Origin of the sequence: Gelidibacter salicanalis (assembly GCF_007997285.1) — a bacterium.
In the GTDB taxonomy this organism is placed as follows: domain Bacteria; phylum Bacteroidota; class Bacteroidia; order Flavobacteriales; family Flavobacteriaceae; genus Gelidibacter; species Gelidibacter salicanalis.
Genome location: NZ_VORX01000006.1, coordinates 115,759 through 129,835, shown reverse-complemented (window position 1 = coordinate 129,835; position 14,077 = coordinate 115,759). Strand labels below are relative to the sequence as shown.

Annotated in this window: 8 protein-coding genes and 1 riboswitch; of the genes, 3 read left to right on the top strand and 5 right to left on the bottom strand. The window is 38.6% G+C overall.

Annotated features, from left to right (window positions below; translation table 11 throughout):
- Nucleotides 1-49: 49 nt before the first annotated feature.
- Together thrA and ES711_RS12785 are read right to left on the bottom strand one after the other, a co-directional pair.
- Entirely contained in the window at nucleotides 50-3,445 is a 3,396-nt protein-coding gene (gene thrA, locus ES711_RS12790) for a bifunctional aspartate kinase/homoserine dehydrogenase I (protein WP_146893697.1), read from the bottom strand.
- Nucleotides 3,446-3,515: 70 nt separating this feature from the next.
- On the bottom strand, nucleotides 3,516-4,808 hold the full coding sequence (locus tag ES711_RS12785; protein ID WP_146893696.1) for an O-acetylhomoserine aminocarboxypropyltransferase/cysteine synthase family protein: 1,293 nt from the start codon (nucleotides 4,806-4,808) through the stop codon (nucleotides 3,516-3,518).
- Between the two features lie 118 nt (nucleotides 4,809-4,926).
- Nucleotides 4,927-5,049, bottom strand: a riboswitch (SAM riboswitch).
- 406 nt (nucleotides 5,050-5,455) lie between these two features.
- Here ES711_RS12785 and metK point away from each other — a divergent pair.
- Nucleotides 5,456-6,751, top strand: coding sequence for a methionine adenosyltransferase (gene metK, locus ES711_RS12780; protein WP_146893695.1), 1,296 nt, complete (start codon nucleotides 5,456-5,458; stop codon nucleotides 6,749-6,751).
- A 122-nt stretch (nucleotides 6,752-6,873) separates the two neighbouring features.
- On the opposite strand, the gene ES711_RS12775 is transcribed toward metK, so the two are convergent.
- The 3 genes from ES711_RS12775 to ES711_RS12765 form a co-directional block, all read right to left on the bottom strand.
- Nucleotides 6,874-8,421 (bottom strand): M20/M25/M40 family metallo-hydrolase, encoded by a 1,548-nt coding sequence (locus tag ES711_RS12775; RefSeq protein WP_146893694.1) that lies wholly within the window; start codon nucleotides 8,419-8,421, stop codon nucleotides 6,874-6,876.
- 315 nt (nucleotides 8,422-8,736) lie between these two features.
- Entirely contained in the window at nucleotides 8,737-11,493 is a 2,757-nt protein-coding gene (locus ES711_RS12770) for a carboxypeptidase regulatory-like domain-containing protein (protein ID WP_146893693.1), read from the bottom strand.
- Nucleotides 11,494-11,535: 42 nt separating this feature from the next.
- Nucleotides 11,536-12,393 carry a GLPGLI family protein gene (locus tag ES711_RS12765; protein WP_146893692.1) on the bottom strand — a complete coding sequence of 286 codons (858 nt, stop codon included), beginning with the start codon at nucleotides 12,391-12,393 and terminating at the stop codon, nucleotides 11,536-11,538.
- A 202-nt stretch (nucleotides 12,394-12,595) separates the two neighbouring features.
- Here ES711_RS12765 and ES711_RS12760 point away from each other — a divergent pair, with 202 nt between their 5' ends.
- Together ES711_RS12760 and ES711_RS12755 are read left to right on the top strand one after the other, a co-directional pair.
- Nucleotides 12,596-13,375 carry a hypothetical protein gene (locus tag ES711_RS12760; RefSeq protein ID WP_146893691.1) on the top strand — a complete coding sequence of 260 codons (780 nt, stop codon included), beginning with the start codon at nucleotides 12,596-12,598 and terminating at the stop codon, nucleotides 13,373-13,375.
- Nucleotides 13,376-13,377: 2 nt separating this feature from the next.
- Complete coding sequence (locus ES711_RS12755) at nucleotides 13,378-13,992, top strand: deoxynucleoside kinase (protein ID WP_146893690.1); 615 nt, start codon at nucleotides 13,378-13,380, stop codon at nucleotides 13,990-13,992.
- The last annotated feature ends 85 nt before the right edge of the window (nucleotides 13,993-14,077 follow it).

Below are 14,077 nucleotides of genomic sequence, written 5' to 3'. Positions count from 1 at the left end.
AGTCGAGATCTCTAGGTTAACCTCTCGACTGCGCTCGAGGGACAGGATGTTAATTTATGTGTTTTGACAATCTCAAAATATCTCCAAAGACTCCTCTAGCAGTCACTTCTGCTCCTGCTCCTGCCCCCTGAATAACGATAGGTTGCTCGCCGTAAGATTCTGTAAAAATTTCAAAAATAGCATCGGAGCCCTTAATATGCCCCAACGTGCTATCCAATGGAACGGACACCAATTTGACTTCAAGACGTCCTTTATCTTTTGTAAGGTCACCGGATAAGTCGCCTACATAACGCAACACATGACCTTCCTTTTGTTCAACCTTTATCGTCTGGAACTTCTCGTCCAATACCTCCAATTGCTCTAAAAACTTTGCGGTAGTAATATCTCTATAGGCTTCAGGAATCAGATTTTCTACAGAAATATCCGTAAACTCATTTTGCAAATCGAGTTCTCTTGCCAATATCAACAATTTTCTGGCCACGTCATTTCCTGAGAAATCCTCCCTTGGATCTGGTTCTGTAAAGCCTTTATCAATAGTTTCCTGAATTATCGTGCTAAACGGTTGATCTTTAACGGAGAAATTATTAAACAAATAGCTCAAGGTTCCTGAGAACACTCCTCTAATACGGGTAATATTCTCACCTGATTCGTGTAGTAATTTAATAGTATCAATCAAAGGTAATCCAGCACCAACCGTAGTTTCGTATAAATAATTCTTTTTATTCTGCTCCAAATTTTCTCTAAGTTCTGTATAGAAATCATGAGAAATCGTATTGGCGATTTTATTAGAAGACACCAAATCAAATCCGGCCTCCACCAACGGAATGTAATTATTATAAAACTCTGAACTTGCCGTATTATCTACAGCAATAAGATTCTCGAGATGGTGTGTTTTTGCAAAGTCAATAATATCTTGTACCGTATAGCTTTCTGATGTGTTCGCTAGCGACTGTTTCCAATTTTCATCAGCGCCTTTTTTATTGAGAAGCACATGCTTGGAATTGGCAATGGCAAAAACATTTAAATTGATGCCTTTTCGTTTTTCAATATCCTGTTTTGATTTTAAAATTTGATTGATCAGTGCTCCACCAACCCCACCATGTCCGAATATGGCAATATTGATTTTCTTGGAAACTCCAAAAACTTCGCCATGAATAACATTAACCGCTTTGTGTAATTGTTTTTTCCGCACTACCAAACTCACGTTTCTACCCGTTACAGTGTTGTTAAACAATAATGGCGTGATTTGGTTTTTAATTAATGCATTGAACGGTTTATGAAACGACCCCAATTCAATCCCAATTATGGAAATTACCGACACATCATCAATGACCTCAATTTTATTGACATCTTGAGAATAGAAATCATTTTCAAACTCACGTTCCAAGGCAATAACGGCCTGAGTGGCTTTATCCGCATCAATTACCAAACCAATGCCCCGCTCAGAAGATCCTTGTGAAACAATACTGACACTGATATTATGTTGGCTCAATGCTTTGAATATTCGTGCATCCACACCTACCTTTCCGAGCAAGCCGCGTCCTTCTAAATTCAATAGGGCCACATTATCCAAGACAGATAAGGACGTCACTTCTTTAGAATTTGCTTTCGCCGAGATCAACGTGCCTTCATCATCTGAGTTAAAAGTATTTAAAATTCGAAGTTTGATATTCTTTTCCAACAATGGAATGATGGTTTTAGCGTGCAATACCGTAGTTCCAAAATTGGCCAACTCATTGGCTTCTGAAAATGACAATTCTCTTATTTTTTGAGCATCAGGCACCAGATCAGGATTTGCCGTGTAAATTCCGTTAACATGTGTATAATTTTGAAGCTCTTCGGCATCGAGATAATTTGCCAACAAGGATGCCGAATAATTGCTGCCATTCCTACCCAATAGGGTGATTTCGTTTTTGGAGTTCGAACCTATAAAACCAGTGACAATATTCACTGTTGTACCATTGAAATTTTTAAAATGCGCCAAAACATTCTCACGGGATTGCTTTTGATTAGGTTGGGCATTAAGGAAATCATCGTCTGTTTTAATGAGCAATGCGGCATTTGTGGCATTCGCATTAATGTTGTTGTTCCTTAACAAGGCCGTAATCAACTTTGCCGAAAGGAGCTCACCATAGGCCAAAACTTCCGCTTTTATTTTATTGCTATAATCGCCTAAAAGTCTGACGCCGTGAAAAATATTCTCTAAAGCTGTAAATTCCTCTTTAAAATCTATTGTTGGCAAAGGTTCCGTTTGATACGTTTTGAAGGCATCAAATTCTGCTTGATAATCCTCGCGCCGTGATGCTTGTGATAAAATCTGTTCCAAGTCATCAGTAGCGTTACCACGTGCTGACACTACCACGGCTATCTTATCTTGAGCTGTTACTTTATTTTTTATGATGGCTAGGGTATGTTTTAAACCTTCACCATTGGCCAAGGATCTTCCTCCAAATTTTAATATTTTCATTTTCTTATGTGCTGTATTTGGCCTAAATATGGGCTCAATAATTTTTTCCAATTGTTCAAATTCTATTAAAAAAGCGTCGTGCCCGTGGTCTGAATTGATTTCGCTATAGGTGACATTGGGATGGGTTAGGGCGAGTTGCTTTTGAGTTTCCCTATTTTCTTCAGCCGTAAAGAATAAATCAGAATCTACACCAACAATGGTGATGTTTGAATGGATGGCGTTCAAAATATCAGGATTATTACCATTGTTTTTAGTCACGTCAATGGTTTTTAACAACTGGTTCATCAGCTTATAGGCTGACAATTGAAAACGTTCCTGCAATTTATTGCCGTGGTGCAACAACCAACTTTCCACATTAAAGATTTCCAAGTCGTCATTTTTACTGCGTTGAAACCGCTCTTTAAATGACTTAGGAGTTCTGTAGCACAACATGGCGTGCATCCGAGCATCGTGCACAGGATTGCTGGAATTGACTAAAAACTGCTCTTGAATCTGGCAATTGGCAATAAGCCAGTCGGTAGACTTCCAATCGGTTGCGACAGGAATGAGATGCTCGGCCAATGTTGGCGCTAGGAACGCCATTTCCCAAGCAATTCCTCCACCTAACGAACCTCCAATTAAAGCAAACAATTTAGAGATTTTGAGCTGTTTTAGGCCTTCCAAGAATAATTTAGCAATATCCCGCGCTACAAAATCTTTATAATTGTCAATTACGAAGCCGTCATAACCATTTCCTGGGATATTAAATGATAAAATTGTATAGACGTTGGTATCAATCACTTTTTCAGGACCAATCACATCTAACCACCAACCACCTTCGCCCGCCACATTACTATTACCAGTCAACGCATGATTAACCAATACAATTTGTGCTTCATGCAACGGCTGACCGAATAGCTCATAGGACAATTGAATGTCTACGTCAGTGCCATTTTCAGTGGTGTACTTTTTAATTTTTAGAAAATTCAGTGGAATCATAAAACACATATTAGGTATATTACAAAAAGCAAGTCTGCTTTACAATAGCAGACTTGCTTTTAAATAAGTATTAAGCTTCTGCCTTTGCTTTAATTAGTGAGAAGGCGTGTTTCAAATCGGCTTTTAAATCATCAATATGCTCCAAACCAACAGACAAGCGGATTAAGTCTTTAGTCGTTCCTGTAGTTTTCTGAGCCTCATCAGATAATTGTTGATGCGTGGTACTTGCTGGGTGAATGATCAGCGATTTCGTGTCGCCAATATTTGCTAATAAAGAGAATAATTGAGTTTTATCAGCTATGGTTTTGGCCGATTCATAACCACCAATAACGCCAAATGTAACCAGGCCGCTTTGTCCTTCAGGCAAATATTTGTCTGCCAAAGCTTTATACGGACTGCTGTCAAGTCCAGGATAATTTACCCAGGTCACTTCTTTTTGATCTTGCAACCATTTGGCTAATGCTAACGCACTTTTACTGTGTTGTTTGATACGGAGCTCTAAGGTTTCCAATCCTTGAATAATTTGAAACGCATTAAACGGACTCAAAGCTGAACCATAATCGCGCAACCCTTCAATACGTACTTTAGCAATAAATGACGCTTCTTTTAATACATCAGCATACACCAAACCGTGATATCCTGCAGAAGGCTCCGTAAACTCTGGGAATTTTCCATTTGTCCAATCAAATGTTCCCGCGTCAATAATAGCACCCCCAAGAGCGGTACCATTACCATTAACGTATTTTGTTAAGGAATGAATGACAATATTGGCGCCATGTTCAATGGGTTTTACCAAATATGAAGTAGCAATCGTATTGTCTACAATTAATGGAATTTTATGCGCTTTTGCGGCTTTTGAAATGCCTTTGATATCTAAGACATCCAATTTCGGATTTCCTAAAGACTCAATAAATACAACTCTCGTGTTTTCCTGAACGGCTTTATCAAAATTTTCAGGATCGGAAGGATCTACAAATGTTGTAGTGATGCCGTGTCTTGGCAACGTAACGCTTAATAAATTGTAAGTTCCACCGTAAAGGCTACTGGAGGCTACAATATGATCTCCAGCTCTTAACAAAGTTAATAAAGTTGTAGCAATTGCTGCAGTACCAGAAGCGGTTACCACGGCTGCAATTCCACCATCTAGTGCTGCTAAACGCTGCTCTAAAATGTCGTTGGTAGGATTGTTGATTCTTGTGTAGATGTTTCCCGGTTCTGCCAAGGCAAATAAGTTTGCAGCATGGTCAGAATCTTTAAAAACATAGGCTGTAGATTGGTAAATTGGCACAGCTCTGGTGCCTCCATTTGCTTGAACATCGTGTCCGGCGTGCAACGCTTGGGTTGCGAATTTGTGTGTACTCATTTTTCTAGTTTTTTGAGTTAATAAATGAATTAAAACAAAAGCCAAATGCGTCATCACTGACGTACCAAATAGAAAAATGTTAAAAAGAAAATTATAATTACAGATGAGTAATTATGTTTAGTTATCTATCCAATTAGCCGATAAATGAATCAGCAATTAAGTAGAATTTAGCACCTTCTCCATTGCTAGAGGGTTGCTAAGGCTTCATCGGGTCTAATCCCTCCGCCTTTCTTGATAACACTTCAATAAGTTTTGAACTTTGTGAGCACAAATATTGCAACACAAATGTTACAATTCCAAATTATTTAGGATTTAATTTTAAAAGCGGCCTCATATCGCAAGATAAAAACAACCCACTAAGCCCATATTAACTAAGGGTTACAACATATTTTATTGATCCGAAAATAAAATTATAAGTTAATTTTAAATGAAATAGATTTAAAAGGATTTGCCATCCGTTTAATTTTTTTACTTTTGCCTTATATTAATTAAGAGGAAAGATTTGACTGATTGCAACCTCTTCTGAATCGGAACATCCGAGGACGAGATTCCCTATCAAGTAGGGGATGAAAAATGCTAAAGGCAGTGCAAACTTCCTTCGACGCGCAACGTCAAATCTTCCGTAATCCTATAATAAACAAAAGGATATGGCGTATTTATTCACCTCAGAGAGCGTTTCTGAAGGACACCCTGATAAAGTAGCAGATCAAATTAGTGATGCTCTCATCGATAATTTTTTAGCTTTTGACAAAGACTCAAAAGTAGCTTGTGAAACCTTGGTCACCACCGGACAAGTTGTGCTGGCAGGAGAAGTAAGGTCTAACACGTACATAGACGTTCAAAAGATAGCTAGAGATACCATCAATAAAATTGGGTACACGAAAGGTGCCTATATGTTTGATGGCAATTCTTGTGGCGTATTTTCCGCCATCCATGAGCAGTCTGAAGACATCAACAGAGGTGTGGACAGGGCAAACAAAGAAGAGCAAGGTGCAGGAGACCAAGGGATGATGTTTGGTTATGCCACCAACGAAACGGATAATTACATGCCTTTGGCATTGGATCTATCGCATCGGTTGATGATTGAATTGGCTGCCCTGCGCAGAGAGGAAAAAGACATTACGTATTTGCGCCCGGATTCTAAGAGTCAGGTTACTATTGAATATAGTGATGACAACGTGCCGCAGCGTATTGATGCGATTGTACTATCGACGCAGCATGACGATTTTTTAAAGCCAAAATCTTCCGCAAAATCGGATGTTGATGCGGCCGAAACAAAAATGTTGGAGAAAATCCGCAAAGACATGGTTGAAATTTTGATCCCTAGAGTTGTGGCAGGTCTTCCTGAACATATTCAGGTATTATTTAACGATGATATCACTTACCATATCAACCCTACTGGAAAATTTGTGATTGGTGGGCCACACGGCGATACGGGATTAACAGGCCGAAAAATCATTGTGGACACTTACGGTGGTAAAGGTGCTCACGGTGGTGGGGCTTTTAGCGGTAAAGATCCTAGTAAGGTAGACCGCAGTGGCGCATATGCTACACGACATATTGCAAAAAACTTAGTGGCTGCCGGTTTGTGTGACGAAATTTTGGTTCAGGTGAGTTACGCTATAGGCGTTGTAAAACCGACCTCCATTTATGTTGATACGTATGGTACCTGTCCGTTTAATTTAACAGATGGCGAAATTGCTGAAAAAATAACAGAAATCTTTGACATGCGACCTGCTGCAATTGAAAAACGTTTAAAACTTCGTCAACCAATGTACAGCGAAACTGCTGCCTATGGACATATGGGACGCATTAATGAAACGGTTTCTAAAACCTTTGAACAGTTCAATGGCGAATCAGTTACACTTGATGTCGAGTTGTTTACTTGGGAGAGATTAGATTATGTAGAGAAAGTGAGATCAGCATTTGGGATTTCTGAATAATATTAAGACCGTTGCGTTATTAAAATTAAGACTGCTGCGCTGTTAGAAATAAAATTGGAAATTTAGAAAATAAAAAACCTTCAACATTGCTGCTGAAGGTTTTTTTTATAGGATTTAAAGAATTAATCCAATCCACCTTTACGCTCTGGAGAACGTTGGGTTGGCCATTCTAATTGCTTTCCTGTACGGTCACTTACCGGCAAGATGATTCTTTCAGTAGACACTTTGGCATCATCCTCACTCGCCATATACGCTAAAATAGCTGTTAAAATAGCGTTGCTTCTCACGTCGTCAAACACAATTTTATCATAAGTATCTCTGTTGGTGTGCCAAGTATAATTCCAATACGACCAGTTTAAAGAGCTCAAGTTAAACGCCGGTGCGCCAGCCGCAACAAAAGAGGCGTTGTCTGAACCACCACCGCTTGGAGACCCAGGGAAACTCGTTTCAATATGTTTGGTGATTTCTTTGGGAGCTGCACTCAACCAACGGGTTAAGTAGTCATAGGAATGTAAAAATCCAGCGCCATTCATGGTTACGACACGTCCTGTACCGTTATCCTGATTGAATACTGCTTGAATGTTTTTAATCATTTCAGGATGATCTTCAACAAATGCGCGGGAGCCATTTAAACCTTGCTCCTCACTACCCCAATGTCCTACCAAGATGGTGCGTTTTGGGTTAGGATAAAACTTTTTTAACAAACGCATAGCCTCCATCATTACAATAGTACCGGTTCCGTTATCCGTGGCTCCGGTAGCACCATCCCAAGAATCAAAATGTGCAGAAAGAATCACGTATTCATCTGGTTTTTCGGTTCCCTTTATTTGAGCTACTGTATTAAATGTTGGTGCTACGCCTAAATCCTTAGACTCTGCCACCACTTTAATCTGTGGTTTATCGCCATATTCTACCAAACGATACAACATTCCATAATCTTCCAATTCTAAATCAATCGTTGGAATTTTTTTGGTTCTTGAAGAGAATATTTTATTCGCTCCAAAGCCTTTAGACCAATTGGAAGACACAATACCTACAGCACCTGCACTTTCCAAAGCTTCAATGATCGTACGAGAATTGTAGCCTGTTCTCCTCATATTTTCTCTAAATTCACTAGATAATGAATCGCGATCCTTTTTCATTTTCTCAAATGATTCTGGCGTTGCAAACTCTTCCCAGTTATAGTCCGGACGTCCAGTGATTTGGTATTCTGAAATCATGACGAATTTACCTTTGGCATTTTTTAACCAGTTTTTAAATGCCATTGAATCTTTTACCGTTGGAAGCGTAATAACCTCAGCAGTTACACCTTTAGGGCCTGTACTTGGGCTCCATGCCAATTGCATCCCGTTCAAACTTTGAACACGTGGTGATACCATATCAATATGGCTAATGCCACGTTGCCAAGCTTTCCACTCGCCATATTGCTGATTTTCTGCAGGAATTCCCCATTTTTCGTATGTTGCAACAGCCCAATCATGAGCTTGTTTCATTTCTGGTGTACCCACCAATCGTGGACCGATAACATCTAATAATTCGTGCCCTAAATGCTCCAACTGGGAATTTTCAGTAGCTTCTTTAATCATGTTCTCAATAACTGCATTTTTCTCTTGTGCCGTTACGGTTAGTGTAGCGCATAAAAGGAATGCGCCCAAAAAAAGTCTTTTCATTTGTAGTGGTTTTAAATAGTAAATTAAGCGTATGAAAATACAACTATTATTTCAGACTAGCCTTGAAAACACTTTTCAAAACACTATTAACAGTGCTTTACTGTCTGAAATATTCTAAAATTTATAAACGTTGAATTATTTGAATTCTGCCAGCGGTCTATAAGCTGCTAAGTGAAATTACTAGATACTATTAGGCATCTTAAGAACCCTCAAATGATCGTATCGGCCGTAATTGATAGCATGAGCAACTGAAAGCTAATAAAAAAAGGCAATCTCCTGGAAATTGCCTTTATAGATTGTAAATTTTAAAGTTGCTTATAAGGTATAGATCAATCTAAAGGTTACAAATCGTGGTAACACAAAAGTTTCTGTACTGTAAACTGAAATATTGTTTGAACCGTTGTTGATGTTGGAATCAATGTTCAACAAGTTGGACGCCCTTAACTCGTATTCCCATTTCGCATCCTTATCTTTCCGATAGGCCAAACTGGCATTCCAGGTTTGGTAAGCATCTGACGGGCCGACATCACTGGTCTGTTTGGTGTAAGAATAATCTGTACGTAAAGTAAACGCATTCCAGATATACGCATCAAACTCTATAGATGGCGCATTGGTGATGAATTTGGTATCATTACTACCTTGATTATTTTCAGTGATTCTATACTGATATCTTAAAGTTAAATTAGGTGCCTTCTTAAAATTGGTTCGTAATTCTGGCGAATAGCTTTGAGAAAAACTCTCATTAACCGATCTTCTCCCTTGTATAAATTGATTGTTTTTGCTGTAATTGTAATTGACACCTAGGCTTGCTCTCAACTTGCCAAAAGTACGCTGCATCCGCCCAAACGCTGAGACACTCTCATCAGCAAAGTTAGAATTGAAATAGGTACTGGTCCTAATGACATTATCAAATTGGGTGACAGACCTGATTTGGTCAATATTTTTGTTATAGTTGAGCGACGCAAAAATATTGGTGTAGTTAAACAAATTGAAACTGAAGTAGCGGAAACTTAAATTGTGCGATAAGGCATTTTGCAAATCTGGCGTCCCGTATTGAATGCTGTTATAATTATTTAAAATTAAGCCTTCCGCTAACTTAGTAACATCAGTAAATGAGTTTTGCATGCTATAACGAAAAGTCAAACTTTCGCTCTTCTTAAATTGTATTAAGGTTTCAAAATCGGGAAGAATTTTAAAAAAATCATCTTGGTAAGTGTCTCCAAATTGGGTGTTTTTATTACCATACTCATGCAAAGAGAAGCCAGGTGTGAAGGTAAAGATTCCCGATTTCAATCTGTAATGCACGCCCAAATATACATCGCTAAACGCATATTCCGTATCGTTCTCATTTCGAAGCACATTCCCGTCACTATCTGTTAACACTGCTTCCGGATCAAAGTAAGACCCATCGTCTAAAAATTGGAAGATATTAGAATCGAATTGTTGATGGCTCAATATCGTCCCTAAAGTAAAATTGATATTACTCTTGGCATTCAAGATATAATAATAATCGAGCTTGGCATCCAACTGGTTAGACTTGATGCGCCGCTCTTGATTTAAATTGTATCCAAATTGATCTCTATTGAGCCCTAAACCTGCGGCCGTATTGTCAAAAGCATCCTGTTCATCAATTGGTCCCTCGTTATTTGTAGGATCATTAACCAACATGGCATTATAAAACGGATCCTCGTCCTTAAACAAATGTTGGGCTTCAAATGCAAAAATATTCTTTTCGTTTAAAGTGTAATAATAACTGACATTTTGATTGATGCTAAAAGGTTTCGCTTCATCCAATTGATTGGTATTCCCTACAACTGAGGAAAAAACACGATTGTCTTCAGAATCATTGGAAATGCGTCCCAGCACATCATAATCCAACTGATTATTTACATCGGGTTTGTAGCGAAGACTCAATTTGCCCAGACCTTGATTGGTGGCTTCACGACCCGTTTCAATTTTCTCTTCATCAGGAATACCCAAATCAGAATCGGTATAGCGCACAAAACTTTCTTGGCGCGTTTTTAATCTATTGCTGTTATAGATAGCGAATCCGCTAATATCTAAGGCTTTGTTGGGTGCGTAACTAAAGTTGAAAGCACCTAATTTAGATTCTATAGATTGCGCATTCCCCAAATTGGTTAAACTCCCCAACCCATTATCACCTAAATTAATACTCGTACCGCTGTTGCTGCTCGGGCGTCTAAAGCCGCCGCCAAAATTCCGAATATCGCGACCAGTTAGTGCCACTTCTCCAGTATTATTGATGTCGCCTATCACATTGACACTGTATTTAGGACTGTAATAAAATAATTTGGGCTGCACCAAATACAACTCGTCATTGGGCGATGGCGCAACACCTCCGCCTACAGTAACATTACCAAACCAAAAATTTTCCTTACCTTCTTTTAATTTAATGTTGATGGCCACATTGTCTTGGTTATTTTGAACCCCACTTAACTGCCCAACTTCAGCGTAATTGCGTAGTACCTGAATTTTATCCACTGCATTTGATGGAATGTTTTTAGTGGCTAATTTTGAATCGCCGTCAAAAAAATCCTTCCCGTTGACCATTAATTTATTGACCACTTTACCCTCTACTTCAATTTTCCCATCGGCATTAATTTCTACGCCAGGCAAATTCTTTAAAACATCTTCTAGTTTTCGTTCAGTGCCTTTATTAAACGAATCGGCATTGTAAGTCAGCGTATCCCCCTTAATGGTTACTGGCATTTCATAGGTCAGATGAATCGCATCTAGCGTATTGTCATCTTTTAAGGTGAAATTCTTGGTGAGCTCCGACTCTTTAATGGTCAAGACTTCTTCAAAAGTCTTCATCCCTATATAACTTACTTGAATGGTATAGGTGTTATTTTTGGTCAAAGCAAGTTTGTATTGGCCCTGTGCATTAGAAATCCCGTAAGACTCCAAACCCTTGGTTTCTTGATTGATGGCGATAACATTAGCAAGCTCTAATGGGTTGCCAATACTATCTTTTACAACGCCTTCTATTTTTATTTGAGCAACAGCCGTGCCTACTACTAAAAGTAGCGCCAGTGTAATGAAATGTTTCATTCTAAAAATTTTGATGTGGTTAGTTAAGTTGGATCAGTGAAATTAGTTACGGCCACGACCTCTACCGCCGTACATTTCCCGCATTTCTTCTGTTTTTTCTTTTACGATAGCTTCATAATCCTTTTTGGTAACCTCTTTACCTTTTGATGGCGCCTTAATCTCCACTTTATCTGTAGGATTGATTTCAATTTTTGTGCACAAAATTGTGGTGCGACCTGCATTGACTTCCAATATCAGACCCGGAAGTCCCCAATACTCGCCAGGGCCTTGGTTGACCGGAATTTGTGGCGTATACCAAGCGGTAACTATTATTTCCTTGGGCACTTCAATGACATCGCCCGAATTCGTTTTGGTCGAATCCCTTGTGCTTTCGTTATTTCTATTGCGACGTCTCATATTACCGAAATCCAAATCATTCCCTTTTTTAATCGCCGTTGCCTTAAAACTTAAATACTGCCCAATTTGTTTGGACTCATTTTCCATTTTCCATTCCAGTTGAGGGATGGAATCCTTAATCAGAAACTGTTTGCCAAAAAACTCCTGATCTTGGATCAGCTGTTGATCTTTCACGTTTTTATATTGAGAACCCGCGGTAAAACTACCCATCATACCGCCCATTCGGCCACCGCCTCCACCACCTGGAGTTACTAATTTTTCTTCTTCTTTATAAATGGACTCCGTTCTGTTAAAACTTAAGATGTATGTTTTCTCTAGCATATTTTTCATGCGTTCCGCAATCATTTTCTTCTGCTGTTCGCTCATTTGGTCACCACCAAAATTGTTCATGTCCATGGTGGTTTTGGACATGTAATGTGCCCTTCCCTGAAATTCTTGCGCCATCAAGCTCGCAGAACCTAAAAGCATTAGTAACGAAAAAAATGTAATTGTGACTGATTTCATATTTTAAAGTTTATATCGGGATGCTGTTCAGATGACATACCCTTGCGGTTTGACTCTCAAAAGATTGAATAGTCAATCGGTTAAACGTTAAATTTATCTTAAAATGAAATTATTCACCCAAAGAGGCAGAGCTAAATAATTTACCTGCGCAGTAATTTTAATTGTTAGTTTATGTTTTGATTTTTGTAATTTCCCCTCCACCATGAAGACGTTTTTTTATCTCATCTTTAGTATTTCAGCACCATTTTTTGCTCAACCGCAAATTGAAGTTACCCATATAGGAACGATGCCTTTAAAGGTCGATTACATTGCCCATGTGGAAAATTTAGGAAGCCTTTTAGTTGTGATTAACCATACGTTTTATAAAACTGATCCCGAAAACAATTATACGTATAGCAACTTGCAGTTGGGAAATATAACCTCCGCAGAGGCCTTCAATCCTCTAAAAATCCATTTGTTTTATAAAAACTTCAATACCGTGGTGGTCTTAGACAATCGGCTGTCGGAAATCTTTAAATTCGATTTTAATAGCATACAGTCCTACAAAAACGTGACGCATATCGCCTCAGCTTACGACAACAGCCTTTGGCTTTTTAACCAGGACAGCCAACAATTGGAACTTTTTGATTTGAGAACACATCAGGTCAGAGCGGTAACCCTGCCTGTAGAATCCAAAGTATTGGACTTAAAAAGCAATTACAATTATAGCTGGTTATTGACGGAAGACTTTCTATACGCTTATAATTACTTTGGTAGTACGCTCTCAAAAATTAAAAATGATAAGTTTCTTAAAATTGCCGAAACCAATGGGAATTTGATCATTCAAACCGCAAATGGACTTTATTTTTTAGCCAAAGATTCTACCCAACTCGTACCGATTCAGCTCCCTGAAATGTTGATAAAACAGTTTTTAGTAACCAATGAAAGCTTGTATATTTACGCCGATGAAACACTTCATCACTTCCAACTAAAACTAAAATAAATATGCATGTTGCAATAGCCGGAAATATTGGTGCAGGGAAAACCACGCTTACAAAATTATTAGCCAAACATTACAGATGGGAACCCCAATTGGAGGATGTTGTTGACAACCCGTATTTGGACGATTTTTACAATCAGATGGAACGTTGGAGTTTTAATTTGCAAGTGTATTTCTTAAACAGTCGTTTTCGTCAAGTCTTACAGATTCGTGAAAGCGGAAAAGACATCATTCAGGACCGTACCATTTATGAAGATGCTCATATTTTTGCGCCTAATCTTCATGCTATGGGCTTAATGACCAACCGCGATTTTGAAAATTACCGATCGTTATTTGAGTTGATGGAATCTTTTGTACAAGGTCCTGACTTGCTTATTTACTTACGCAGTTCCATTCCTAACTTGGTCAAACAAATCCATAGCCGTGGCCGTGAGTATGAAAACTCCATTAGTATTGATTATTTAAGCCGATTGAATGAACGGTATGAAGCGTGGATTCATGGCTACAACAAAGGAAAACTCCTGATCATTGACGTCGATAATTTAGATTTTGTAACCATTCCTGAAGATTTGGGAACCATTATCAACACAATTGATGCTGAGATTAATGGATTGTTTTAAGACCTTATCATTTTTCTAACATATTTTTACGCTTAAAATTGTAATTTTCCCATCTTGAATTTCTTTTAAAAATTTAATACCTCCG